This is a genomic window from Pseudomonas sp. MBLB4136 (genome assembly GCF_051904765.1).
GTDB lineage: Bacteria > Pseudomonadota > Gammaproteobacteria > Pseudomonadales > Pseudomonadaceae > Aquipseudomonas.
On record NZ_CP196713.1, the window covers coordinates 4,591,739 to 4,615,188 of the forward strand.

A 23,450-nucleotide genomic window follows, 5' to 3' on the forward strand; every position below is an offset into this window, starting at 1 on the left:
CTCCCGTGCGCCACGCAGCTCGTCAGCCTCATCCATTAATTTAAGCACATCCCTTCACCGGACCAATGCACCATGGCGTTCACAGCAGCGCCAGCTGTCCACCCGGCGGGCAGAAGCGCGAGCAGTCCAGGTCGAAGCCTTCGCGACCTTGCAGACCGAGGCGCCTTCTGGCCACGGCGAAGCGTTGCGCCAGCAGCGCGGCGAAGGCGCCCTCGCCACGCATGCGCGCGCCGAAGCGGCTGTCGTACAGCTCGCCGCCGCGGCTCTGCCGCACCAGGCTCAGCACATGCTCGGCGCGCTGCGGGTAGTGCGCCTGCAGCCACTCCGCGAACAGCGGCGCGACCTCGCGCGGCAGGCGCAGGAAGATGTAGCTCGCGCGTTGCGCGCCGGCCTCCTTCGCCGCCTCGAGCAGGCGCTCGAGCTCCATGTCGTTGATCATCGGGATCATCGGCGCACAGAGCACCCCCACTGGAATGCCGTTGTCGCGCAGCACGCGGATCGCCCGCAAGCGGGCCGCCGGCGCCGCCGCGCGTGGTTCCAGGGTGCGCTTGAGCTGGTCATCCAGGGTGGTCAGGCTGATCATCACCGCCACCAGGCGCTGACGCGCCAGCTCGGTCAGCAGGTCGAGGTCACGCAGGATCAGCGCGCCCTTGGTGACGATGGTCAGCGGATGACGGTGATCCAGCAGCACCTGCAGGGTGCGCCGGGTCAGCTGTTGCTGGCGCTCGATCGGCTGGTAGGGGTCGGTGTTGGAACCCAGGTTGATCGGCGCACAGACGTAGCCGGGCTTGGCCAGCTGCTGTTCGAGCAGGCTCGGCGCGTTGCTCTTGGCGATCAGCCGGGTCTCGAAATCCAGCCCCGGCGACAGGTCCCAGTAGGCATGGCTGGGCCGCGCGTAGCAGTAGATGCAACCATGCTCACAACCGCGGTAGGGGTTGATCGAGCGGTCGAAGGGCAGGTCCGGGGACTGGTTGCGGGTGATGATGCTCTTGGCCATCTCCACCCGCACCTCGGTGGCACGGCTGGGCGGCACTTCCTGCAGCCAGCCGTCGTCCTCGGCCACCGAGCGGCTCGGGGCGAAGCGATTGGCGGGGTTGCTGGCGGTGCCGCGGCCTCGCGGCGGCAGGGGAACGGACATGGCGCGACTCCGACGGAATACTGTACAAAAATACAGTTACTCGACCGTTTCACCAAGTGTCCGTCGTCGCCGTCGCCCGCCAGCCGCTCAGGACGCCCGAGTCGCGCCCAGAGCCGCGTCGAGCGGCCGTTTGGCGTAGCGCTGGGCCAGCACCGCACAGACCATCAGCTGGATCTGGTGGAACAGCATCAGCGGCAGGATCAGCAGGCCCAGCGGGCCGCCGGCGAACAGCACCTGGGCCATGGGAATGCCGGTGGCCAGGCTCTTCTTCGAACCGCAGAAGAGGATGGTGATGCGGTCTTCCTGGTCGAAGCCCAGCCACCTGCCGAGCAGCTGGGTCAGCAACAGCATCAGCGCCAGCAGCACGACGCAGGCCAGCGCCAGGGCGAGCAGCTCAAGCGCTGCCACCTGCTGCCAGATGCCCGCCACCATCGCCTCGCTGAACGCGGCGTAGACCACCAGCAGGATCGAGCCCTGGTCGACGTACTTCAGCCAGTCCTTGTTGCGCCCGACCCAGGCGGCGATCCAGCGTCGGGCGACCTGCCCGGCGATAAAGGGCACCAGCAACTGCAGGGTGATCTTGCCGATGGCGTCCAGGGTCGAGCCACCGCCGCCCTGCACGTCGAGCAGCAGCGCCACCAGCAGCGGGCTAAGGAAGATGCCGAACAGGCTGGAGGCCGCCGCGCTGCAGATCGCCGCCGGGATGTTGCCACGGGCCAGGGAGGTGAAGGCGATGGCCGACTGCACCGTGGCCGGCAGGGCGCAGAGGTAGAGCATGCCCAGGTACAGCTGCTCGCCGACCAGCGGCGACAGCAGCGGCTTGAGCGCCAGGCCGAGCAGCGGGAACAGCACGAAGGTGCAGGCGAACACCAGCAGGTGCAGGCGCCAGTGGGCGGCGCCGGCGACGATCGCCTCGCGCGACAGCTTGGCGCCATGCAGGAAGAACAGCAGGGCGATGGCGGCATTGGTCAGCCAGCCGAAGGCCACCGCCGCCTGGCCACTGACCGGCAGAAGGGAGGCGACGGCGACCACCGCGATCAGGGTCAGGGTGAAGTTGTCGGGCAACAGGCGGGAACGGGCCATGGCGATGAGTCCGAAGCAGGAATACGGGGCTTGCCACGCTGGGCTCGCCCACACTACCTTGGCCACTGGATGCCGACTAACGCCACCAGGGCAGATAATGTCGCCAAACGGACAAAGACCACTGCCCGAACGGCAGATCCCCGCGTTGCGCCGTCTGCCACGGCCGCTCTACGCGCGCAACGAATCCCTGCCGCGCCAGGTCGGCACCGCCTGGCACAGCCACCCCTGGGTCCAGTTGTCCTATGCCATCGAAGGGGTGCTGCACGTGCACACCAGCGCCGGCAGCTTCGTCGCCCCGCCGCAGCGGGCGATCTGGGTGCCCGCCGGGCTGGAGCACGGGGTGATCAGCTCGGCCAATACCGAGATGCGCAGCCTGTACCTGGACAGCACCGTCACCGCCTGGGCGCCTGGGCATTGCCGGGTGCTGGAAATCGACCGGCTGACCCGCGAGCTGATCAACCGCTTCTGCGCCGGCCCGGTGGAATACGACGAACAGGGCGCGGACGGCCGTCTGGCCCAGGTGCTGCTGGATCAGCTGCGCGGCGCCGCGGAAGTCCGCCTGTCCCTGCCGCTGCCACGCGACCCGCGCCTGCAGCCCCTGTGCCGTCAGCTGCAGGCACAGCCGGACGATGGCCGCAGCCTGAGCCAGTGGAGCGCCGAGCTGGCGCTGTCTGAGAAGACCCTGAGCCGCCTGCTGCTGCGCGACACCGGGCTGACCTTTCGCGCCTGGCGCCAGCGCCTGCGCCTGCTCGCGGCGCTGACCCCGCTGGAACAGGGCCAGCGGGTCACCGACGTGGCCCTGGCCAGCGGCTACGACTCCACCTCGGCCTTTATCGCCGCCTTCCGCCAGCAGTTCGGCCGCACCCCCGGCGAATTCTTCCGCGACTAGCGGCGCGGCCGGACGGCTAGTCCTTGGGCTTGTTCAGCTTGGGATTGGGGAAGAACTGCACCGCCTTGACCTTGGGATCGGCGGCCTTGGGTTTCAGCGCGCTGACGTTGACCCGGGTCGGCAGTTCCTTGGGCACCGAGTTGCCGCGCTCGTCCAGGGTGTCGGCGTAGCCGCAGCTGACGCACTCGCGGTGCGGCACGCCGTCCTCGTCCCACATCTTGATGGTGTCCATCTCGCTGCAGGCCGGGCATACCGCGCCGGCGATAAAACGTTTGGTGGGGATGCTCATGGTCGATCCGCTTACGCGGCCTCCTGGCTCAGGCCGAGGTGACGGAGCAGGGCGTCGATGCGCGGCTCGCGGCCACGGAAGTCGACGAACAGCACCATGGGTTCCTCGGAGCCGCCGCGGGCGAGGATCGCCTCGCGGAAGGCGCGGCCGGTGTCGCCGTTGAACACGCCCTCTTCCTCGAAGCGCGAGAAGGCGTCGGCCGACAGCACCTCGGCCCACTTGTAGCTGTAGTAACCGGCCGCGTAGCCGCCGGCGAAGATGTGGGCGAAACCGTTGGCGAAACGGTTGTAGGCCGGCGGACGCAGCACCGAGACCTCGTCGCGCACGCCCTCGAGCACCTGCAGCACGCTGCGGCCGTCGCCGTGGTGGGCATGCAGCTCGAAGTCGAACAGCGAGAACTCCAGCTGGCGCACCATCATCAGCCCGGACTGGAAGTTCTTCGCCGCCAGCATCTTGTCCAGCAGGTCCCGGGGCAGCGGCTCGCCGCTCTCATAATGGCCGGAGATCAGCGCCAGGCCTTCCGGCTCCCAGCACCAGTTCTCCATGAACTGGCTGGGCAGCTCGACCGCGTCCCAGGCCACGCCGTTGATGCCCGAGGCACCGGCCTGCTCGACCCGGGTCAGCAGGTGGTGCAGGCCGTGGCCGAACTCGTGGAACAGGGTGGTGACCTCGTCGTGGGTCAGCAGCGCCGGCTTGCCGTTCACCGCGGGGGTGAAGTTGCACACCAGGTTGGCCACCGGGCTGACCAGCTCGCCGCTGGCGCTGCGGCGCTTGTCGCGGGCGCCGTCCATCCAGGCGCCGCCGCGCTTGTGGGCGCGGGCGTAGAGGTCGAAGAAGAAGCGCCCGACGTGCTGGCCGTTTTCCTTGATCTCGAACAGGCGCACGTCCGGGTGCCAGGTGTCGAAGCCGGAGAGCTCCTCGATCTGGATGCCGTAGAGCTTCTCGACGATGGCGAACAGGCCGCTCAATACCTTGTCGATGGGGAAGTAGGGCCGCAGGATTTCCTGGGAAATGCTGTAGCGCTGCTCGCGCAGCTTCTCGGCGTAGTAGCCGACGTCCCAGCTCTGCAGGTCCGCACAGCCCTGTTCGGCGGCGAAGGCGCGCAGCTCGTCCAGGTCCTGGGCGGCGAAGGGCTTGCTGCGCACGGCCAGGTCGCGCAGGAAGCTCAGCACCTGCTCGCTGGACTCGGCCATCTTGGTCGCCAGGCTCAGCTCGGCGTAGTTGGCGAAGCCGAGCAGCCGGGCCAGTTCCTGGCGCAGGTCGAGGATCTCCTGCATCACCGGGCCGTTGTCGTGCTCACCGGCATTCGGCCCCTGGTCGGAGGCGCGGGTGCAGTAGGCGGCATACAGCTCTTCGCGCAACGCACGGTCGTCGGCGTAGGTCATCACCGCGTAGTAGCTGGGGAACTCCAGGCTGATCAGCCAGCCGTCCAGGCCCTTGGCCGCGGCGGCCTGCTGCATCTGCGCCTTGGCCGAATCGGTCAGGCCGGCCAGCTGGGCCTCCTCGCTGACGTGCTTGGTCCAGGCCTGGGTGGCATCCAGCAGCTGGTTGGAGAAGCGGCTGCCGAGCTCGGCGAGCTTGCTCTGGATGGCGCCGAAGCGCTGCTTGTCGGCCTCCGCCAGGTCGATGCCGGACAGGTGGAAGTCGCGCAGCGCGTGCTTGAGGATGGTCTGCTGGGCCACCTCGAAGCCGGCGGCCGCGGGGCTGTCGGCGAGGGCCTGGTAGGCCTGGTACAGCGCGCGGTTGTGGCCCATCTCGGTCCAGTATTCCGACAGCTTGGGCAGGCAGGCCTCGTAGGCCTGGCGCAGTTCGGCGCTGTTGCACACCGCATTGAGGTGGCTGACCGGGCCCCAGGCCCGACCCAGGCGCGCATGCAGCTCATCGAGCGCCAGCACCAGGCCGTCCCAGCTCGGTGTGCCAGACTGTTGCTTGAGCAGCGCGGCGATGGCCGCGCGACTGTCGGCGAGGATGGCGTCTATGGCCGGCTCGACGTGCTCGGGACGGATGGCGGAATAGGGTGGCAGGTCGAAGTCTTGCAGCAGGGGGTTGTTCGCAGTCACGACTGAGTCACCTGTAACCAAGGGGAATTCATGCTGTACCCGGCGCTGGCAAAATGCCTGCAAAGCCAGGTTTCAGCGGATTTGCCGGCTATCTTAATTACAATCACCGCTCACCGCAGCTCAAGAGGTTTCTATCGTGGCGATTCGCAGTTACCAACAGTTCACCCCGCAACTCGGCGAGCGGGTGTTCGTCGACGCCTCCGCCGTGATCCTCGGCGACGTGGAGATCGGCGACGACAGCTCGGTCTGGCCGCTGGTGGTGATCCGCGGCGACATGCACAGCATCCGCATCGGCGAGCGCTCCAGCGTGCAGGATGGCAGCGTGCTGCACATCACCCACGCCGGGCCGTTCAACCCCGGAGGCTATCCGCTGAACATCGGCGACGACGTGACCGTCGGCCACAAGGTCACCCTGCACGGCTGCAGCGTCGGCAACCGGGTGCTGATCGGCATGGGCAGCATCGTCATGGACGGCGTGGTGATCGAGGACGAAGTGGTGCTCGGCGCCGGCAGCCTGGTGCCGCCGGGCAAGCGCCTGCAGAGCGGCTACCTGTACGTCGGCAGTCCGGCCAGGCAGGCCCGCGCGCTGACCGCGCAGGAGCGCAGCTACTTCCGCTACAGCGCCGACAACTACGTGCGCCTGAAGGACCAGCACCTGATGGAAGGCTATTCCTCCAACTGATCGCGGCCCGCACAAGGTTGTCCATGCACTACCAGAACCTCCTCTTCGACCTCGACGGCACCCTCACCGACCCGCGCGAGGGCATCACCCGTTCGGTACAGCACGCCCTGGCGCAGCTGGGCATCGACGAGCCTGAACTGGCCAGCCTGGAGCACTTCATCGGCCCGCCGCTGCTGCAGTGCTTTATGCACAGCTATGACCTGGATGAGGCCACGGCCTGGCAGGCGGTGCGCCATTACCGCGAGCGCTTCAGCGAGGTCGGCCTGTACGAGAACCGCGTCTTTGACGGCATCCAGGCGCTGCTGGAAACCCTCAACGGCCAGGGCCGCCGGCTGTATATCGCCACCAGCAAGCCGACCCTGTTCGCCGAGCGGATCGCCGCGCACTTCGGCTTCGCCCGGCATTTCCAGGCGATCCATGGCAGCGAACTGGACGGCACGCGCACCGACAAGGCCGAGCTGATCGGCCATCTGCTGCAGGTGGAGGTCCTGAACCCGGCGGGCACGCTGATGATCGGCGACCGCAAGCACGACCTGATCGGCGCACGACGCAACGGCCTGGACGCGGCGGCGGTGGGTTATGGCTTCGGCAGCGCCGAGGAACTGCAGGCCGAGGCGCCGACCTATCACTTCGCCACCCTGGGCGAGCTGCGTCGGGCGTTCGCGGCCTAGGCGCCGTCGCCCCGGCTGGCCGGGCTCAACCGTTCTTCTGGTAGATGATCTTCCTGGTGCCGTTGTCGCAGCTGCCGACCACCATGCTCGGGTCATGCACCTCGTCGTTGGTCACGATCTCCAGGGTGTAGCTGGCCACCCCGGCGGCCTGGATCTTCACCTCGATCTCCTGCTTCAGCTCCTCGCAGGGCTTGGGCGCCGCCCAGCTGGCCGCGCTCAGCAGGCCAAGCAGCAAAACCACGATGCATCTGTTCATGGCGCGGCACCTCTCTCGTTCGGACGATTCCTAGGGTTCGACCGCGGGCGCCGACGACCGGTTCTGTCCGGCGGCCGCCAAGGCCTGCAGCGCCTCGCCGCGTTGCTCTGACGGCAACTCGCCAAGCAGGGCGACGCGCCTGTAGAACGCCGGCCAGTCGCCGCCCACTTCGCCGAACATGCGGGCGAAGGCCGGCACCCAGCGATCATAGAGGCCGAACGGCAACAGCTTGGCGTTGTTCAGCGGCCCCTCGATCCAAGCATCGTAGCGGCCCACGCCGCCCCACTGGCGCTCGCGCAGCGCCCGGTAGTCGCGGCGCAGGCGTTCGAACTCGGCCTGCTTGGCGGCGCGCATGGCCGGCGCCGGCAGTTCACTGGCATACAGGGCGCGCAGGCGCTCGCGGCTGGCCAGCACCAGCGCGGTGAACTGCGCGCGCCGCTGGTCCGATTGCGCATTCACCGCCGTCAGCCCCCGTGCCGCCCGCCACTGCCGCAGGCCCTCGTACTCGACGAAGCTGGCGAAGGACTCGTTGAACGCGGTGTCATCGGCCACGTACAGCTGCTGGTGCGCCAGCTCGTGGAAGATCACCGCCACCAGGCGCTCGTCGCTCCAGGCCAGCATGGTGTTGAGCAGCGGGTCGTCGAACCAGCCCAGGGTCGAATAGGCCTCCACGCCGCCGATATAGGTGTCCAGCCCCTGCTGGCGCAGCAGCGCCGCCGCCCCGCGGGCGCGGCCCTGATGGTAATAGCCGCGGTAGGCGACGCAGCCGGCGACCGGAAAGCAGTGCAACTCGGGCTCGACCGAGAACTCGGCGGTGGCGAACAGGTTCCACAGCACATAGGGCCGCTGCACATCGGCATACAGGCGGTAGCTCCGGTTGTCCGGCAGGGCCAGCTCGGCACTGGCGAAACGGCGCGCCTGCAGCGCCAGGGCCAGGCGCGCGCGCAGCGGCGCGGCGGTGGCAGGATCGGCCAGCAGGTCCTCGACGGGCTGGCGCGCGCGCAGCAGCTCGAGCTGGCCGCGGGCCAGCTGGGCGTAATAGTCCAGGGTGCTGCAGCCCGCCAGCAGCAGAGCCGCCAGCAGCGGAACCCAGCGCCAGGCGGGCGAGTCGATAAGGAAGAGGGTAGAGGCGCTCGTCATGCCCGTCACGCTAGCGCATCGCCGCCACTGCCTCCAGTTCGGAATCGGCGTAGGCTGGTTCCATGACCCGTTCCGGAGAACCCAATGCGCCGCTTCGCCCTGATCGCCAGCCTGTCCCTGCTCGGCGCCTGCGCCTCACCGCTGCCGCCCCACGACCCGGGGCAGGCCTGGGTCGAGCTGTACAGCCCGGCCAGCGACCTGCTGATGGCCGACGAGCTGGACGGCAAACGCCTCAACGACGGCCGCTACTTCCAGGTATCGCCAGGTGCCCACGAGCTGATCAGCCGCTTCCAGTTCGAGGTACCGGGCGGCGGTAGCGGCTCCGACATGATGTCCGAGCCGATCCAGCGCACTTGCGAGATCCGCGTGCGCTACGCCGACTTCGCTGCCGGCCAGCGCTACCGTCTGGAAGCGCGCTCCATCATGTACAACGCCCAGGCCTGGCTGTACGACGACCAGCGCAACGTGCTGGCCCGTGGCCGGGTGCTGCGCTGCGGCACCTTCTGAGCGGGACGCCGGACTAGGCGGCCTGGCGCAGTTCGGCCAGCAGTTCGAAGGAGCGCAGGCGATCATCGAAGTCGTAGAGGTCGCCGGTGAAGATCAGCTCGTCGGCGCCGGTCTGCTCCAGCAACACCTCCAGCTTCGCCCTTACCTTGTGCGGGCCGCCGATCACCGCCAGGCCGAGGAAGTCGCCCACCGCCTGCTTTTCATGGGGCAGCCAGAGTCCGTCCATGCTCGCCAGCGGCGGGCGCTGCACCAGGCTCTGGCCACGCAACAGGGCAAGCACGCGCTGGTACACCGAGGTCGCCAGGTAGTCGGCGCGCTCGTCGCTGTCCGCCGCCACCAGCGGCACGCCGAGCATCACATAAGGCCGCTCGAGCAGCGCCGAGGCCTTGAAACTGTTGCGATAGACGCGAATGGCCTCGTGCATGTAGCGCGGCGCGAAGTGCGAGGCGAAGGCATAAGGCAGGCCCATCTCGCCGGCCAGCTGGGCGCTGAACAGGCTGGAGCCGAGCAGCCAGAGCGGCACCTGGGTGCCGCTGCCGGGCATGGCGATCACCCTCTGATCCGCCGTGCGCGGGCCCAGGTAGCGCTGCAGCTCGGCGACATCCGCGGGGAAGTCGTCGGCGCTGCCGGAGCGCTCGCGGCGCAGGGCCCGGGCGGTGAACTGATCGGCACCCGGGGCGCGACCCAGGCCCAGCTCGATGCGCTCCGGATAGAGGGTGGCAAGGGTGCCGAACTGTTCGGCGATCACCAGCGGCGCGTGGTTGGGCAGCATCACCCCGCCCGAGCCGAGGCGGATGCTGCTGGTGCCGGCGGCCAGGTAGCCGAGCAGCACCGCGGTGGCCGAACTGGCGATGCCATCCATGTTGTGATGCTCGGCGACCCAGAAGCGGCTGAAGCCAAGGCGCTCGGCGTGCTGCGCCAGCTTCAGCGAGTTGCCCAGGGCTTGCGCGGGACCGCCGTCGTCGCGGATCGGTGCGAGGTCGAGAATGGAAATCCTGGTCTGTGCTAATACGCTCATCGGCCCGCCTGGTCGTAGACACCTGCTGATCGGCGCCGGGGCGGCGCCAATATCCGAGTGTAATAGTGGGGCTTGTTGACGAAATTCCAAGGGCAGACGACCAGTCGCGCGCTTGCCGCCGAGCGGCTGCGTTCGCGGCCGCAGGCTTCGGGGCCAGCGCCGGGCCTATATGGCGTCTCTACCGGCCAGACATGGACCTCAGCTATCGGCGATGCGGAAACCGACCTTGAGGGTCACCTGATAGTGGCCGACCTTGCCATTGTCGATGTGGCCGCGGGTTTCCACCACCTCGAACCACTCCAGATTGCGAATGGACTTGGCGCACTCGGCCAGGGCGTTGTTGATCGCCTCGTCGGAACTGATGGGCGACGAGCCGACTATCTCGATCTTCTTGTAGGTGTGATGGTTCGACATGGCGATTCCTCCTCTGCGCGATAGTTAAACGCTAGACGAGAAGTGCCGGCCGTGCGGTGCAGATTCGGCCGTGGCAGGTCGCAGCGCTCAGCCGCCCAGCTGGCCGCGCAACCACTCGGCCAGCTGCCGTGCGCGCCCATCCAGCTGCCGCGCCGGCACCCACAGGGCCAGGCGTGCCGAGGTTTCGAGGAAGCCCCAGGGCGCGACCAACCGACCACTGGCCAGGTCGTCGGCCACCAGCTGCTGCGGGGCGATGGCCACGCCCAGGCCGGCGGCGGCCGCCTCCAGCAGGTAGTAGAGGTGCTCGAAACCCTGGCCCAGTTTCAGCGCGGTCGAATCCAGGCCGCTGCTGGCCGCCCAGCTCGGCCAGGCCTGGGGCCGCGAGGCGGTGTGCAGCAGAGGCTCGTTCAGCAGCGCCGCCGGCGATGCCTGGCGCAGCTCGGCGAAGCGCCCGTAATGCGGGCTGAGCACCGGGCCGATGCGCTCAGCGGCCAGTTCGAACACCTGCATGTCCGCCGGCCAGGGCGGCTCGGCGAACAGCAGGGTGGCATCGACGCCGGCACGGCGCGGGTCCAGCTCGCCCTCGCTGGCCGACAGCTGCAGGCGCAGCTCCGGCAACTCGCGCTGCAGGCGATCGAGGCGCGGGATAAACCAGCGCGCCAGCAGGCTGCCGGGGCAGGCGAGAACGAATGGCGCCTCGGCCCGCCCCTGCTGCAACTCGGCGCACACCGTACGCAGGCGGGCGAACGCCTCGCCGCTGGCATCGCGCAGGCGCAGCCCGGCATCCGTGAGTTTTAGGCCGCGCCCTTCCTTGACGAACAGCGCCAGCCCCAGATGCTCTTCCAGCGTCCTGATCTGCCGGCTGACCGCACCGTGGGTAACATACAGCTCGTCCGCCGCCAGGCTGACGCTCTGCAGGCGCGCCGCCGCTTCGAAGGCGCGCAGGGCATTGAGTGGCGGTAGCTCCTGAGTCATCTGTGAGATTTCCTGACAGGTCGAGGCGATCTTATCGCTTTTATGATCGGCGCCACAGCCTTATCCTCTGCCCATCGCCCATTCGCACGCTCCCCAGGAGAACGCCATGACCTCTTTGACCACCGGCCCCGACGCCAACGGCCTGTTCGGCTCGTTCGGCGGCCAGTACGTCGCCGAAACCCTGATGCCGCTGATCCACGAACTGGCCGCCGAGTACGACAAGGCCAAGCAGGACCCGGCATTCGCCGAGGAACTGGCCTACTTCCAGCGCGACTACGTCGGCCGGCCCAGCCCGCTGTACTTCGCCGAACGCCTGACCGAGCACTGCGGCGGCGCCAAGATCTACCTCAAGCGCGAGGAGCTGAATCACACCGGCGCGCACAAGATCAACAACTGCATCGGCCAGATCCTCCTGGCCAAGCGCATGGGCAAGCAGCGCATCATCGCCGAGACCGGCGCCGGCATGCACGGCGTGGCCACCGCCACCGTGGCCGCGCGCTTCGGCCTGGAGTGCGTGATCTACATGGGCACCACCGACATCGACCGGCAGCAGGCCAACGTGTTCCGCATGAAGCTGCTCGGCGCCACCGTGATCCCGGTCACCGCCGGCACCGGCACCCTCAAGGACGCGATGAACGAGGCCCTGCGCGACTGGGTGACCAACGTCGACAGCACCTTCTATCTGATCGGCACCGTGGCCGGCCCGCACCCCTACCCGGCGATGGTCCGCGACTTCCAGGCGGTGATCGGCAAGGAAACCCGCGAGCAGATGCACGCCCAGGAAGGCCGCCTGCCCGACAGCCTGGTCGCCTGCATCGGCGGCGGGTCCAACGCCATGGGCCTGTTCCACCCCTTCCTCGACGACGAGTCGGTGAAGATCGTCGGCGTCGAAGCCGCCGGTTACGGCATCGATACCGGCAAGCATGCCGCCAGCCTCAACGGCGGCGTGCCCGGCGTGCTGCACGGCAATCGCACCTTCCTGCTGCAGGACGACGACGGCCAGATCATCGACGCCCACTCGATCTCCGCCGGCCTCGACTACCCCGGCATCGGCCCGGAACACGCCTGGTTGCATGACATCGGCCGCGTCGAATACACCTCGGTGACCGACGACGAGGCCCTGGCCGCCTTCCACCAGTGCTGCCGCCTGGAGGGCATCATCCCGGCCCTGGAAAGCGCCCACGCCCTGGCCGAAGTGTTCAAGCGCGCGCCGTCGCTGCCCAAGGATCACCTGATGGTGGTCAACCTGTCCGGCCGCGGCGACAAGGACATGCAGACCGTGATGCACCACATGAGCGAACAGGAGAAGCACGCATGAGCCGCCTGCAGAGCCGCTTTGCCGAGCTGAAAGAGCAGAACCGCGCCGCCCTGGTGACCTTCGTCACCGCCGGCGACCCGAACTACGACGCCTCCCTGGCGATCCTCAAGGGCCTGCCGCAAGCCGGCGCCGACGTGATCGAACTGGGCATGCCCTTCACCGACCCCATGGCCGACGGCCCGGCCATCCAGCTGGCCAATATCCGCGCCCTGGAAGGCAAGCAGAACCTGGCCAAGACCCTGCAGATGGTCCGTGAATTCCGCGAAGGCGAGCAGAAGACGCCGCTGGTGCTGATGGGCTACTTCAACCCGATCCACAAGTACGGGGTCGAGCGCTTCATCGCCGAGGCCAAGGAGTCCGGAGTCGACGGCCTGATCGTGGTCGACCTGCCGCCGGAGCACAACGCCGACCTGTGCAACCCGGCCCAGGTCGCCGGCCTGGATTTCATCCGCCTGACCACCCCGACCACCGACGACGCGCGCCTGCCCAAGGTGCTCGACGGCAGCTCCGGCTTCGTCTACTACGTCTCGGTGGCCGGCGTCACCGGCGCCGGCTCGGCCACCGTCGAGCACGTCGAGCAGGCGGTAGCGCGCCTGCGCCGCCACACCGACCTGCCGATCAGCATCGGCTTCGGCATCCGCACCCCGGAACACGCGGCGACCATCGCCCGCCTGGCCGACGGCGTGGTGGTCGGCTCGGCGCTGATCGACCAGATCGCCAACGCCAAGGACGACAAGCAGGCGGTGGACGGCGTGCTCGGCCTGTGCCGCCAGCTGGCCGAAGGGGTACGCGGCGCGCGGGGCTAAGCCACGCCGCCAGCCCAAACAAAGCCGCTGCCTCCGTGGGGAGGCAGCGGCTTTTACGTGTCGAGCGATCTGCTGGCGATGCGTTGCGGTCAGTACCCCTAGCTGGTGGACAAGCACGCGTTGTCCACCCTACCCAGCCATCGAGTTCGCCCAGGCTGGCAAGTCGCCCAGCGCTTTCCAGCAAATGCCACCCGGCTCGCGCCTGCCGATCTAGGTGACCTCAGCAGCCTCGGCCAGCAACATGGCGATCTCCGCGCCGAGTGCCAGGTCGCTGACCTTGCCGAAATGCTGCTGGCGGATGTAACCCTCTGCATCGATCAGAACCAGCGTGGGTGTGCCCTGCATCGCATAGTCGCGCATGGTGCATGGCACCGATCCCTGCGGGTCCGGCAAGTCGACGGCGACCGGAAAGTTGATGCGGTATTCGTGCAGGAAGGCAGCCAGGCAGGTCGGCGTCATGGCCTGGTGGTGTTCAAACACCGTATGCAGGCCGATCACGGCCACCTGCTCCGGGGAGAAGGTGGCGTGCACCCGCTGCGCCTGGGGCAGGCCTTCGCTCACGCAGCCCGGACAGAGCATCTGGAAGGCTTCCAGAACGATTACCTTGCCGCGCAGGCCGGCCACGCTCGGCGCCTGCTGAGTGTTGAACCAGCGCTGCACCTGCCACTCGGGGGCAGGCATAAGTGGGTGGGCCATGGCGGACTCCCATACAGGCGTCAACAAGAGGGGACAGCTGTAGGTATAGGCCAGCGCGCCGGCACCAGCCTAGCCCGCCCCATCCACAGGGCAGACGAGGGCACGCCCGGCAGCAGTTCCGGCGCCTCGCGCTGCAGTTTGCGCTGGAGCATCTCCAGCTGTTCCAGGGCCGCGCGGGCCTCGTCCAGCTCGGCGGCATTGCGTTCGCCCGACTGCGCCGCCTGTTCGATGCGCTCGCGGATCGCCGGGATCTGCTGCACGCCGCCGACGTAGGCCTGGATCTGCGCGCGGCTGTGCTGGTCTTCGAAGGCCTGGTACTGCGCCGGATCGGCCAGCACCGCTGGCGACGGCGTGGGTCGCGGTTCGAGCTCGCCCAGGGCCGGGCTGCGCGGGTCGCCGCGTTCGAGCATGAGCTGCATCAGCACCTGGGCCTCCAGCGGATCGAGACTGGGCGCTAGCGGCACCTCGGCAGGCGGTTCCTCAGCTGCGCCAGTGCCTGTCACGTGCGCCTCGGCGGCAGCGGGCGCAGCCTCGACAGGCGTCGGCGGGGCGAGCCCGGGCATCTGCACGGCCTGGGCCGGCGCGGACTGGCGCACCGGCGCGGCCGCTGGCGCCAACCAGAGGGTCAGGACCACGGCGCCGGCACAGCCGAGCAGCGCCGCGGCCAGCCAACGCTTCACAGGCCTTCCACTCGGGCCGCGTCCAGCAAGCCCTGCAGACGCGCCTGGAACTGCGCGGCCAGCTTCTGCTTGGCCACCGCCTGGTTGACCTCGTAACGCACGCTGGGGTCGCTCAGGGGCAATTGGCGATCCTCGCGTGCGCGCACCTGGACAATCTCGAAGGCGCCGTCGATCAGCATCGGCTGAGAGACCGTGCCGGCCTTCTGGAGCAAGGCAGTCTTGCGCAGGAAGTCCAGCTGGCCGTCCTCGGGGCGAATCAGGCCGAGATCGCCGGCTGGCTCACGGTCCTTGTCGTCTGCCAGGGAGTAGCGGCGCACCGCCTCGTCGAAGGCCAGGCCGGCCTGCAGTTCGGCGTAGACCCGGTCGGCGCTGGCCTGGTCGGCCAGGCGGATGTGCGCGGCCTGCACCTCGGCGACATTGCGGTATTGCGCCAGGTGGCGCCGGTAGTAGGCCTCGGCCTCGGCATCGCTGACCTGGCGCGCCAGCTGCTTGAGGCTCTCGGTTTCGTGGTGGAAGTCGTTGTGCAGGCCGATCTGGTGCAGGTACTGATGACGGATCAGCTTGTCGCGCACCAGCTGTCGCAGGCCCTCGCGCTCGGCCGCGTCGAAGCCCTGCCCGGCCAGCTGGTACCAGAGGTAGTCGCGCAGCACATGCTGACGCACCTGCTCGGCCAGGTAGACGAGGTTGCCCTGCTGCAACTCCACCCGGCCCTGGACATTGTCGCCCTGGTACAACGCCAGCAGGTCGAGGCGCCGCTCCGGCTGGCCGGGGAACTGCCAGGTGATCAGCGCCACCTCGGCCGCCTGCGCCTGCTGCGCCGCGCTCAGCTGCAGGCTGTCGAGCACCACGCCCTGCTGCGCGGGCGCCAGCACCTGGCGCAGCCGCTCGGCGCTCAGTGGTTGCGGCTGGCGCAGGAAGGGCCGCACGTCATGCTCGAAGCGGCGGCCATGGACCTGCTCGATCAGGTTGGCCGTCTCGACCTCGACCAGGCCATCCAGCTCGGTGCGGTAGTTCGGCAGCAACTCGGCCTCGACCACGCGGGCCAGCAGGCGATTCTCCACCAGGCCGCGGCGCAACTGCGCCGGGTCGGTGTTGAACTTGATCCTGGTCAGGGCCCATTCGAGCAACTCGATGCTCTTGCCCGGCAGGCGTTCGCCGTCGACGCGCAGGTCCTGCGCGGCCATGGCCGGCAGGCCAATGCCCGCCAGCCCCAGCACGATCAGGGCACGGCTCAGAAAAGCCGCCACCTCAGAGCCCGCCCTGGCCGTAGAAGCTGTTCGCCCCCTTGGTCAGCACGTTGACGGTCAACGCGATGGACTCCGGAATCAGCGACTTGGCCACGCGCAGACGCGTGGCGTAGCTGGTGTCGTAGAGCGGCTCGGGATGCTGGTAGGCGACCTGGGCGGTCTGCGTCAGCAGGTCGCGCAACGGCTTCTGCGGATCGTAGCGGCCGACCAGGTTGGCCACCGCCGCCGGGTCGCCCAAGCGCTCGCGGAAGTAATGGTCGTCGACCCAGCCTTCCCAGCCGGAGTGGCCTTTGCCCGAGGTGACCCAGGCGTGGTGCGGCTGGGCCACGTCGCCGGTGGCGTGCAGCGAATAGCCGATGGTCTGCAGCGAGGGCGCGGTCTTGAACTGGTCGAACCAGTACTTGGCCAGGTTGTCGATCGGCTGGAAGGCGGCGGTCTGGAAGTCGCCGTAGTGCTCCTGCCAGTTCGAGCGGCTGCCCTGGCGGTAATGCGCCTCGGTGCTGTCGAAGTCGCTCTTCTTCAGCTCGCGGTTGTACAGGTAGACCATGGCGTACCAGTCGACGTCGCCGCTCCAGCTGCCGTCCACCTTTCGGTAGCGGTAGTCGTAGCCGCCATGGTCGTTGCCGTGGCTGTCGCTCTGGCGGGCCATGTTGATGAAGTGCCAGTAGGAGGTGTAGTTGACGATGGAAGCGGCGGCGCCGCCCACCGGGGCGTGCTCGTAGCCGATCCACCAGCCGCCGAGGCGGGTGTCCTTGAAGTCGTCGACGTCATAGGCGGCCTGGCCGAGGATCTCGCCGGCGCGGGCTTCGCTGCCAGCGGCGCCGACGTAGAACTGGTAGGCGCGACGCATCTCGGCGCTGGCCGAACCGGAGTTCATGAACACCAGGGCATCCTTGACGATGTTCTTGTGGGTGGGTTGCGACCAGGCGGCCGCCTGACCGGCGCAGCAGGCCAGGCCTAGACCAAGGGCCAGGGTGGAGATCGTTTTCATGGGCAGGGCGCTCTTTTGTTGTTGGAGTCGAGCATTGCTAGCCGGCGCCGATGGCAGAACCATGACAACGCCGGACTCCAACTAAAGCGCAATCGCTATTGGCCCATCTACCCAACTAAGGTTGGGACGGTCTAGACCAGATGAACTTGTAGACCAACGGGTTACTGCGCCACCTGCAGACGGCGCTCCGCCTGCTTCTGCTTGCGGTAGCTGAGCGCCGCCGCCGGCACCGGCGATACCCGGCCGGTTTCCAGCCATTTCTTCAGGCGGTTGGCGTCGGCCATATGGGTGTACTTGCCGAAGGCATCGAGCACCACGAAGGCCACCGGCCGCTTGGCCATGACGGTGCGCATCACCAGGCAGTGGCCGGCCTTGTTGGTGAAGCCGGTCTTGCTCAATTGCACGCTCCAATCGGCCTTGCGCACCAGGGCGTTGGTATTGCGAAAGCCCAGGCTGTAGGTGGGTTTGCGAAAGGCCACGGTCTTCTCCGTGGTGGTACTGAGCTCACCGATCAGCGGGTACTCCAGGCTGGCCTTGAGCAGGCGCACTAGGTCCCGGGCGCTGGAGACGTTGCGCTCGGACAGGCCGGTGGGCTCGACGAAGCGGCTGCTGCTCATGCCCAGGGCCCTGGCCTTGGCGTTCATCGCCGCGATGAAGGCCGCGTAGCCGCCCGGGTAGTGGTGCGCCAGGCTGGTGGCGGCGCGGTTCTCCGAGGACATCAGGGTCAGCAGCAGCATGTTGGCTCGACTGATCTCGCTGCCGATGCGTACCCGCGAGTACACCCCTTTCATATGCGGGTTGTCGCGGATAGTGACTGCCAGGACCTCGTCCATGGGCAGCTTGGCATCCAGGCTCACCATGGCCGTCATCAGCTTGGTCACCGAGGCGATCGGCACCACCAGATCGGGGTGGCTGGAATACAGCACCTCGTCGGTCTTCAGGTCGACCAGCAGGGCGCTGCCGGCGGCGAGTTCCTGTTGGCGGGGGAGTTTCTGTGCGGCAAGGCTGTTCGATGCAACTACAACGCAGCTGCAGATCAGCAGCAGGCTTACTATCGAATGACGGATTTTCACGAATGGCTTCACTGGGTTGAATGGAAGACGGCGAAACCCCGGGTTTCGCCCCAGCAAGTATAGGGAATCCCTCCGCCGCCTTGGAGGATCGGCCCACCTTCCGTCGCCTCGCTGCACGCCAGCGACGCCCGTCTGATCAGCCGGGCCGACCCTCGCTGGCCAGCTCCGCCTGCAGCCAGTCGACGAACAGCGCGGTCAGGCGCTGGCGCCGCTTGCGTTCGGGCAGCACCACGTAATAGCCGAACTCGGTATGGGCCACTTCGCTGCAGACGCGGCACAGCAGGTTCTGCTCGAGCAGCTCGTCGACCAGGTGGCGCCAGCCGATGGCCACGCCCTGGCCGGCGATGGCCGCCTGGATCAGCAGGGTGTAGTTGTCGAAGCGCAGGCTGCCGGGGTTCGGCGCCTCGGCGATGGCCAGGGCGCGAAACAGGCCGTTCCAGTCCAGCCAGCGCGAGCGGCTGTCCGGGCGCAGGTGCAGCAGCGGCAACTGCACCAGGGCCGCGGTCGGCAAGGGCGGCGGACGCTCGCGCAGCAGCTGCGGGCTGCACACCGCAAAGGCCTCCTCGGCGAACAGCAGGTGGCACTCGCCATGCTTGAAGCGGCCATCACCGAAGGCGATGGCCACGTCGATCTCCGGGGGCAGCACGCCGAGGTCGCGATTGGTGGTGATCAGGCTTACGTCCAGCTCCGGGTAGCGCTGGTTGAAACGGTGCAGGCGCGGCATCAGCCAGTAGGCGGCGACGGCGAAGTCGGTGGCCACCTGCAGCACCTCGTGCTGCGGCTGGGCGGTGACCGCCGCCAGGCCGTCATCCAGGCTCTGCAGGCCATCGCGCACATGGCGCAGCAGCAGCTCGCCGGCCTCCGTGAGGACGATGCCGCGGTAGACCCGGTCGAACAGGCGGGTCGCCAGCTGCTGCTCGAGGCGCTTGATCTGCTGGCTGATCGCCGGCTGGCTGCTGCCCAGCTCGCTGGCCGCCGCGGTGAAGCTCAGGTGGCGCGCGGCGGACTCGAACACCAGCAGCGCGTCCAGGGACAGCCCATCGAAGTGTTTAAACATAAGCAGAACTTATCCGAGTCATGTATTCCCAGCGGGTTTACCCGCTAGCCTTGAGGCGTGATGATCGAACCAGCAATTTCGCATAAATCCCTCATATGGAATACAGGCTCGCCATGAAACGTCCGAACATCCTCTTCATCATGGCCGACCAGATGGCCGCGCCGATCCTGCCGCTGCACGATGCCACCTCGCCGATCAAGCTGCCCAACCTGATGGCCCTGGCCGCCGAAGGCGTGGTGTTCGATTCCGCCTACTGCAACAGCCCGCTGTGCGCGCCGTCGCGCTTCACCCTGGTCAGCGGCCAGTTGCCGAGCAAGATCGGCGCCTACGACAACGCCGCCGACTTCCCCGGCGACGTGCCGACCTATGCCCACTACCTGCGCCGCCAGGGCTACCGCACCGCGCTGTCGGGCAAGATGCACTTCTGCGGCCCGGACCAGCTGCACGGCTACGAGGAACGCCTGACCAGCGACATCTACCCGGCCGACTACGGTTGGGCGGTGAACTGGGACGCGCCGGAGGAGCGCCTGAGCTGGTACCACAACATGTCCTCGGTGCTGCAGGCCGGCCCGTGCGTGCGCACCAACCAGCTGGACTTCGACGAGGAGGTGGTGTTCAAGGCCCAGCAGTACCTCTACGACCACGTGCGCAGCAACGCCGACCAGCCGTTCTGCCTGACGGTGTCGATGACCCACCCCCACGACCCCTACACCATCCCCGAGGAGTTCTGGAACCTGTACCGCGACGAGGACATCCCGCTGCCCAGCCAGACCATCGAGCAGGCCGAACAGGACCCGCACTCGCAACGCATCCTCAAGGTCATCGATCTGTGGGGCAAGCAGATGCCCGAGCAGAAGATCAAGGACGCCCGCCGCGCCTACTTCGGCGCCTGCAGCTACATCGACGCGAACATCGGCAAGCTGCTGAAGACCCTCAAGGACTGCGACCTGGCCGACGACACCATCATCGTCTTCTCCGGCGACCACGGCGACATGCTCGGCGAGCGTGGCCTCTGGTACAAGATGCACTGGTTCGAGATGTCGGCCCGGGTGCCGATGCTGGTGCACGCACCCAAGCGCTTCGCCGCGCGGCGAGTGAGCCAGTCGGTGTCGACCATGGACCTGTTGCCGACCCTGGTGGAACTGACCGGCGGCAGCCTCGAACCGGGCCTGGCCCTGGACGGCCGTTCGCTGCTGCCCCACCTGCAGGGCGAAGGCGGGCACGACGAGGTGCTCGGCGAGTACATGGCCGAGGGCAGCATCGGCCCGCTGATGATGATCCGCCGCGGTGAGTGGAAGTTCGTCTACTCCGAGGTGGACCCGCTGCTGCTGTTCAACGTCGCCAACGATCCCCAGGAGCGCGAGAACCTGGCGCAGTCGCCCGACCACCGGGAGCTGCTCGACGCCTTCGTCGAGGAAGCGCGCATGCGCTGGGATGTTCCGGCGATCCACCAGACCACCCTGGCCAGCCAGCGCCGCCGGCGCCTGGTCGCCGAGGCGCTGACCCACGGCAAGCTGAAGAGCTGGGACCATCAGCCGATGGTCGACGCCAGCCAGCAGTACATGCGCAACCACATCGACCTCGACGACCTGGAGCGGCGCGCCCGTTATCCACAGCCCTGAACACCGCAACCCGGCAGGAGCAATACGCTCCTGCCGCCTCCCCCATAGAACAAGAGCGACACACAAGCGGAGAGTAGGCATGAACAAATTCAGCACAGCATTGGCCAGCGGCCTGATCCTGGCAACCGGCGCCTTCCACGCCCAAGCCGAAGACGCCAAGTGCGCCACGGTGAAGCTCGGCGACCCGGGCTGGAGCGATATCGCGGTGACCAACGGCATCGCCAGCTTCCTGCTCGAGGGCCTCGGCTACAAGGCGCAGAGCCAGACCCTGGCGGTGCCGATCATCTTCGCCGGCCTGCAGAAGGGCCAGGTCGACGCCTTCCTCGGCAACTGGATGCCCGCGCAGCAGAGCAACTACGACAAGTTCGTCGCCAGTGGCGAGGTGGCCAAGCTGGCGCAGAACCTGGACGGCACCGAGTACACCCTGGCGGTGCCGAGCTACGCCTACGAGGCCGGCGTGAAGACCTTCGCCGACCTGGACAAGCATGCCGAGAAGTTCGGCCACAAGCTCTACGGCATCGCCTCCGGCTCGCCGGCCAACGAATCGATCCGCCAGATGATCGAAGCCGACGAATTCGGCCTGGGCGACTGGAAGCTGGTGGAATCCAGCGAGCAGGCCATGCTGGTGCAGGTCGGCCGGGCGGTGAAGCGCAACGAATTCGTGGTGTTCCTCGGCTGGACCCCGCACCCGATGAACGTCAACTACGACATGCAGTACCTGCGCGGCGGCGAGAAGTACTTCGGCGAGAGCGGCAGCGTCAACACCCTGGCGCGCAAGGACTACGCCAGCCAGTGCCCGAACGTCGGCAAGCTGCTGAGCAACCTGAGCTTCACCCAGGAGATGGAGAACAGCATCATGAACCAGGTGCTGAGCAAGCAGGCGAGCAACGCCGAGGCGATCAAGGCCTGGCTCAAGGCCAACCCGGCGGTGCTCGACGGCTGGCTGCAAGGGGTGACCACCCGCGACGGCGGTGACGCGCTAGCCGCGGTGAAAGCACAGCTCTGAACCGCAGGGTAAATTTGGCGTAGGGTAGGCTTCGGCCTACCCTTGTCGCACGTGGTGGGCCGCAGCCCACCCCCGCACAGAACGACACCGATGCCGCTACCCAGCCGCCAGACCCTTCTGCCCTTCCTCAGGTGGTTGCCCAACACCAGCCGCCGCAGCCTCGGCAACGACCTGCTGGTGGGCCTCAGCGGCGCCATCCTGGCCCTGCCGCAGTCCATCGCCTACGCCCTGATCGCCGGCCTGCCGGCCGAATACGGCCTGTACGCGGCCATCGTGCCGGTGATCATCGCCTGCCTGTGGGGCTCGTCCTGGCACCTGATCTGCGGGCCGACCGCGGCGATTTCCATCGTCATCTTCACCAGCGTCAGCCCCCTGGCCACCCCGGGCAGCGAGGACTTCGTCGCCCTGGTGCTGCTGCTGACCTTCGTCGCCGGGCTGTTCCAGTGGCTGCTCGGCCTGCTGCGCTTCGGCGCCCTGGTCAACTTCGTCTCCCATTCGGTGGTGCTCGGCTTCACCCTCGGCGCCGCGGTGGTCATCGCCCTCGGCCAGCTGCCCAACCTGTTGGGCATCGAGGTACCGAGCCAGGTCACGGCCCTGGCCACCCTGCTCAATCTCGGCGAACACCTGCGCGACACTGACTGGCGAGCCCTGGCCCTGGCCCTGTTCACCCTCGGCGTCAGCCTGCTGATCCGCCGGCTGTGGCCGCGGGCGCCGGCCCTGCTGCTGGGCCTGGTGGCCGGCAGCCTGCTGGTGCTGCTGCTGCCGCAACGGCTGACCGCCGGCATCGCCCTGGTCAGCGCCTTCGAGGGCAGCCTGCCGCCGTTCAGTCCGTTGCGTCTGGAGCTCTCCAGCCTGCTGCAACTGCTGCCGGCGGCGGTGGCCTGCGGCATGCTCGGCCTGGTCACCAGCCTGTCGATCGCCCGTGCCCTGGCCGGCAAGTCGCAGCAGTTCCTCGACGCCAACCAGGAGGTGCGTGCCCAGGGCCTGTCCAACCTGATCGGCCCCTGGTTCAGCGGCTACCTGTCGGCCGGCTCCTTCACCCGCTCCGCGCTGAACCTGCAGGCCGGCGCGCGCTCGCCGCTGGCCGGGGTGTGCTCGGCGCTGCTGGTGGCGCTGTTCGCCCTGTTCGGCGCGCGGCTGCTCGCGCTGATCCCGCTGCCGTGCATGGCCGCCGGCATCCTGCTGATCTGCTGGGGACTGATCGACGTCGCCGGGGTGCGCGCGCTGTACCGGGTCAGCCGCGCCGAATTCCTGGTGATGGCCCTGACCCTGCTGGCGACCCTGCTGCTGGAGCTGCAGACGGCGATCTACGCCGGGGTGCTGGCCTCGCTGTTCTTCTACCTCAAGCGCACCTCGCAGCCGCGGGTGAAGCTGTGGCAGGAGGACGAGGAGGAGCTGCTGCGGGTCGAGGGCTCGATCTTCTTCGGCGCCTGCCACTACCTGCAGCAACTGCTGCAGCGCACCCGCAGCGGGCGGGTGGTGATCGACGCCCACCACGTCAACTTCATCGACTACGCCGGGGTGGAGATGCTCCATCAGGAGGCGCGCCGCCTAAGGGCACAGAACCGCTTCCTGATCATGCGCCGGGCGCGGCCCCAGGTGATCGAGGAAATCCACAAGCTGGAAGGCGCCGAGCGCTGCCCGGTGCAGTTCGAGGACTAAGGCGTAGGGTGCGCCATGCGCACCAGAACCGGCGCCAGCCCGGGCGCCCGTACCACTGCTTCGGTGCGCGCGGCGCACCCTACGGAGTCAGGCCAGCGTCCGCACGGCGCCGCGCGTGGCCCCAAGTAATCGAGGAAATCCACAAGCTGGAAGGCGCCGAGCGCTGCCCG

Annotated in this window: 24 protein-coding genes; 9 read left to right on the forward strand and 15 right to left on the reverse strand. The window is 68.0% G+C overall.

Going from position 1 to position 23,450, the window contains the following annotated elements; translation table 11 throughout:
- Positions 1-79: 79 nt before the first annotated feature.
- Entirely contained in the window at positions 80-1,138 is a 1,059-nt protein-coding gene (locus ACSX1D_RS21010; protein WP_439860289.1) for a PA0069 family radical SAM protein, read from the reverse strand.
- Between the two features lie 87 nt (positions 1,139-1,225).
- Positions 1,226-2,221 (reverse strand): bile acid:sodium symporter family protein, encoded by a 996-nt coding sequence (locus tag ACSX1D_RS21015; RefSeq protein WP_439860290.1) that lies wholly within the window; start codon positions 2,219-2,221, stop codon positions 1,226-1,228.
- Positions 2,222-2,318: 97 nt separating this feature from the next.
- Here ACSX1D_RS21015 and ACSX1D_RS21020 point away from each other — a divergent pair, with 97 nt between their 5' ends.
- Entirely contained in the window at positions 2,319-3,110 is a 792-nt protein-coding gene (locus ACSX1D_RS21020) for an AraC family transcriptional regulator (RefSeq protein WP_439860291.1), read from the forward strand.
- 16 nt (positions 3,111-3,126) lie between these two features.
- Here the strand turns inward: ACSX1D_RS21020 and ACSX1D_RS21025 are convergent, their stop codons facing one another.
- A complete protein-coding gene (locus tag ACSX1D_RS21025) occupies positions 3,127-3,399 on the reverse strand; it encodes a YheV family putative zinc ribbon protein (protein WP_439860292.1) in 273 nt (90 codons plus the stop codon).
- A gap of 11 nt (positions 3,400-3,410) precedes the next feature.
- On the reverse strand, positions 3,411-5,459 hold the full coding sequence (prlC, locus tag ACSX1D_RS21030) for an oligopeptidase A (RefSeq protein ID WP_439860293.1): 2,049 nt from the start codon (positions 5,457-5,459) through the stop codon (positions 3,411-3,413).
- 136 nt (positions 5,460-5,595) lie between these two features.
- On the opposite strand from prlC, the gene ACSX1D_RS21035 reads away from it, so the two are divergent.
- Together ACSX1D_RS21035 and ACSX1D_RS21040 are read left to right on the forward strand one after the other, a co-directional pair.
- The gene (locus ACSX1D_RS21035; protein ID WP_439860294.1) at positions 5,596-6,141 is read left to right on the forward strand and encodes a gamma carbonic anhydrase family protein; all 546 of its coding nucleotides are present in this window, start codon (positions 5,596-5,598) and stop codon (positions 6,139-6,141) included.
- Positions 6,142-6,164: 23 nt separating this feature from the next.
- On the forward strand, positions 6,165-6,812 hold the full coding sequence (locus ACSX1D_RS21040) for an HAD family hydrolase (RefSeq protein ID WP_439860295.1): 648 nt from the start codon (positions 6,165-6,167) through the stop codon (positions 6,810-6,812).
- Positions 6,813-6,837: 25 nt separating this feature from the next.
- Here the strand turns inward: ACSX1D_RS21040 and ACSX1D_RS21045 are convergent, their stop codons facing one another.
- Positions 6,838-7,068, reverse strand: a complete 231-nt coding sequence (locus ACSX1D_RS21045; protein ID WP_208707615.1) for a DUF1161 domain-containing protein — start codon at positions 7,066-7,068, stop codon at positions 6,838-6,840.
- Positions 7,069-7,098: 30 nt separating this feature from the next.
- Positions 7,099-8,208 carry an aminopeptidase gene (locus tag ACSX1D_RS21050; RefSeq protein WP_439860296.1) on the reverse strand — a complete coding sequence of 370 codons (1,110 nt, stop codon included), beginning with the start codon at positions 8,206-8,208 and terminating at the stop codon, positions 7,099-7,101.
- Positions 8,209-8,292: 84 nt separating this feature from the next.
- Between ACSX1D_RS21050 and ACSX1D_RS21055 the strand changes: the two genes are divergently transcribed.
- Positions 8,293-8,715, forward strand: a complete 423-nt coding sequence (locus ACSX1D_RS21055; protein WP_439860297.1) for a PA0061/PA0062 family lipoprotein — start codon at positions 8,293-8,295, stop codon at positions 8,713-8,715.
- A 13-nt stretch (positions 8,716-8,728) separates the two neighbouring features.
- Here ACSX1D_RS21055 and ACSX1D_RS21060 read toward each other — a convergent pair whose 3' ends face one another.
- The 3 genes from ACSX1D_RS21060 to ACSX1D_RS21070 form a co-directional block, all read right to left on the reverse strand.
- Positions 8,729-9,733: an LLM class flavin-dependent oxidoreductase gene (locus ACSX1D_RS21060; RefSeq protein WP_439860298.1), complete on the reverse strand. Its 1,005-nt coding sequence runs from the start codon at positions 9,731-9,733 to the stop codon at positions 8,729-8,731.
- 198 nt (positions 9,734-9,931) lie between these two features.
- Positions 9,932-10,147 (reverse strand): dodecin, encoded by a 216-nt coding sequence (locus ACSX1D_RS21065; protein ID WP_208707618.1) that lies wholly within the window; start codon positions 10,145-10,147, stop codon positions 9,932-9,934.
- 87 nt (positions 10,148-10,234) lie between these two features.
- Positions 10,235-11,122: a LysR family transcriptional regulator gene (locus tag ACSX1D_RS21070; protein ID WP_439860299.1), complete on the reverse strand. Its 888-nt coding sequence runs from the start codon at positions 11,120-11,122 to the stop codon at positions 10,235-10,237.
- A 106-nt stretch (positions 11,123-11,228) separates the two neighbouring features.
- Between ACSX1D_RS21070 and trpB the strand changes: the two genes are divergently transcribed.
- Together trpB and trpA are read left to right on the forward strand one after the other, a co-directional pair.
- Positions 11,229-12,440 (forward strand): tryptophan synthase subunit beta, encoded by a 1,212-nt coding sequence (gene trpB / locus ACSX1D_RS21075; protein ID WP_439860300.1) that lies wholly within the window; start codon positions 11,229-11,231, stop codon positions 12,438-12,440.
- Positions 12,437-13,246 (forward strand): tryptophan synthase subunit alpha, encoded by an 810-nt coding sequence (gene trpA, locus ACSX1D_RS21080; protein WP_439860301.1) that lies wholly within the window; start codon positions 12,437-12,439, stop codon positions 13,244-13,246. The genes trpB and trpA overlap by 4 nt, the downstream gene beginning before the upstream one ends.
- Before the next feature lie 210 nt (positions 13,247-13,456).
- Here the strand turns inward: trpA and ACSX1D_RS21085 are convergent, their stop codons facing one another.
- The 6 genes from ACSX1D_RS21085 to ACSX1D_RS21110 form a co-directional block, all read right to left on the reverse strand.
- Complete coding sequence (locus ACSX1D_RS21085; RefSeq protein WP_439860302.1) at positions 13,457-13,942, reverse strand: redoxin domain-containing protein; 486 nt, start codon at positions 13,940-13,942, stop codon at positions 13,457-13,459.
- Between the two features lie 20 nt (positions 13,943-13,962).
- Entirely contained in the window at positions 13,963-14,622 is a 660-nt protein-coding gene (locus ACSX1D_RS21090) for a hypothetical protein (RefSeq protein WP_439860303.1), read from the reverse strand.
- The gene (locus ACSX1D_RS21095) at positions 14,619-15,869 is read right to left on the reverse strand and encodes a peptidylprolyl isomerase (RefSeq protein WP_439860304.1); all 1,251 of its coding nucleotides are present in this window, start codon (positions 15,867-15,869) and stop codon (positions 14,619-14,621) included. Before ACSX1D_RS21095 ends, ACSX1D_RS21090 begins: the two co-directional genes overlap by 4 nt.
- A gap of 1 nt (position 15,870) precedes the next feature.
- On the reverse strand, positions 15,871-16,860 hold the full coding sequence (locus tag ACSX1D_RS21100) for a hypothetical protein (RefSeq protein WP_439860305.1): 990 nt from the start codon (positions 16,858-16,860) through the stop codon (positions 15,871-15,873).
- Between the two features lie 161 nt (positions 16,861-17,021).
- Positions 17,022-17,933: a D-alanyl-D-alanine endopeptidase gene (gene pbpG, locus ACSX1D_RS21105; RefSeq protein ID WP_439860306.1), complete on the reverse strand. Its 912-nt coding sequence runs from the start codon at positions 17,931-17,933 to the stop codon at positions 17,022-17,024.
- Between the two features lie 136 nt (positions 17,934-18,069).
- Entirely contained in the window at positions 18,070-18,990 is a 921-nt protein-coding gene (locus tag ACSX1D_RS21110; RefSeq protein ID WP_439860307.1) for a choline sulfate utilization transcriptional regulator, read from the reverse strand.
- Between the two features lie 113 nt (positions 18,991-19,103).
- On the opposite strand from ACSX1D_RS21110, the gene betC reads away from it, so the two are divergent.
- The 3 genes from betC (at position 19,104) to ACSX1D_RS21125 (ending at position 23,280) form a co-directional block, all read left to right on the forward strand.
- Entirely contained in the window at positions 19,104-20,612 is a 1,509-nt protein-coding gene (gene betC / locus ACSX1D_RS21115; protein ID WP_439860308.1) for a choline-sulfatase, read from the forward strand.
- A gap of 79 nt (positions 20,613-20,691) precedes the next feature.
- A complete protein-coding gene (choX, locus tag ACSX1D_RS21120; protein ID WP_439860309.1) occupies positions 20,692-21,618 on the forward strand; it encodes a choline ABC transporter substrate-binding protein in 927 nt (308 codons plus the stop codon).
- A gap of 90 nt (positions 21,619-21,708) precedes the next feature.
- A complete protein-coding gene (locus ACSX1D_RS21125; protein WP_439860310.1) occupies positions 21,709-23,280 on the forward strand; it encodes a SulP family inorganic anion transporter in 1,572 nt (523 codons plus the stop codon).
- Positions 23,281-23,450 lie beyond the last annotated feature (170 nt).

Coding starts and splice junctions, on each gene's coding strand:
- ACSX1D_RS21010 (WP_439860289.1), bottom strand. CDS start 1,138: ATGTCCGTTCCCCTGCCGCCGCGAGGCCGCGGCACCGCCAGCAACCCC.
- ACSX1D_RS21015 (WP_439860290.1), bottom strand. CDS start 2,221: ATGGCCCGTTCCCGCCTGTTGCCCGACAACTTCACCCTGACCCTGATC.
- ACSX1D_RS21020 (WP_439860291.1), top strand. CDS start 2,319: ATGTCGCCAAACGGACAAAGACCACTGCCCGAACGGCAGATCCCCGCG.
- ACSX1D_RS21025 (WP_439860292.1), bottom strand. CDS start 3,399: ATGAGCATCCCCACCAAACGTTTTATCGCCGGCGCGGTATGCCCGGCC.
- ACSX1D_RS21040 (WP_439860295.1), top strand. CDS start 6,165: ATGCACTACCAGAACCTCCTCTTCGACCTCGACGGCACCCTCACCGAC.
- ACSX1D_RS21045 (WP_208707615.1), bottom strand. CDS start 7,068: ATGAACAGATGCATCGTGGTTTTGCTGCTTGGCCTGCTGAGCGCGGCC.
- ACSX1D_RS21050 (WP_439860296.1), bottom strand. CDS start 8,208: ATGACGAGCGCCTCTACCCTCTTCCTTATCGACTCGCCCGCCTGGCGC.
- ACSX1D_RS21055 (WP_439860297.1), top strand. CDS start 8,293: ATGCGCCGCTTCGCCCTGATCGCCAGCCTGTCCCTGCTCGGCGCCTGC.
- ACSX1D_RS21060 (WP_439860298.1), bottom strand. CDS start 9,733: ATGAGCGTATTAGCACAGACCAGGATTTCCATTCTCGACCTCGCACCG.
- ACSX1D_RS21065 (WP_208707618.1), bottom strand. CDS start 10,147: ATGTCGAACCATCACACCTACAAGAAGATCGAGATAGTCGGCTCGTCG.
- ACSX1D_RS21070 (WP_439860299.1), bottom strand. CDS start 11,122: ATGACTCAGGAGCTACCGCCACTCAATGCCCTGCGCGCCTTCGAAGCG.
- trpB (WP_439860300.1), top strand. CDS start 11,229: ATGACCTCTTTGACCACCGGCCCCGACGCCAACGGCCTGTTCGGCTCG.
- trpA (WP_439860301.1), top strand. CDS start 12,437: ATGAGCCGCCTGCAGAGCCGCTTTGCCGAGCTGAAAGAGCAGAACCGC.
- ACSX1D_RS21085 (WP_439860302.1), bottom strand. CDS start 13,942: ATGGCCCACCCACTTATGCCTGCCCCCGAGTGGCAGGTGCAGCGCTGG.
- ACSX1D_RS21100 (WP_439860305.1), bottom strand. CDS start 16,860: ATGAAAACGATCTCCACCCTGGCCCTTGGTCTAGGCCTGGCCTGCTGC.
- ACSX1D_RS21110 (WP_439860307.1), bottom strand. CDS start 18,990: ATGTTTAAACACTTCGATGGGCTGTCCCTGGACGCGCTGCTGGTGTTC.
- betC (WP_439860308.1), top strand. CDS start 19,104: ATGAAACGTCCGAACATCCTCTTCATCATGGCCGACCAGATGGCCGCG.
- choX (WP_439860309.1), top strand. CDS start 20,692: ATGAACAAATTCAGCACAGCATTGGCCAGCGGCCTGATCCTGGCAACC.
- ACSX1D_RS21125 (WP_439860310.1), top strand. CDS start 21,709: ATGCCGCTACCCAGCCGCCAGACCCTTCTGCCCTTCCTCAGGTGGTTG.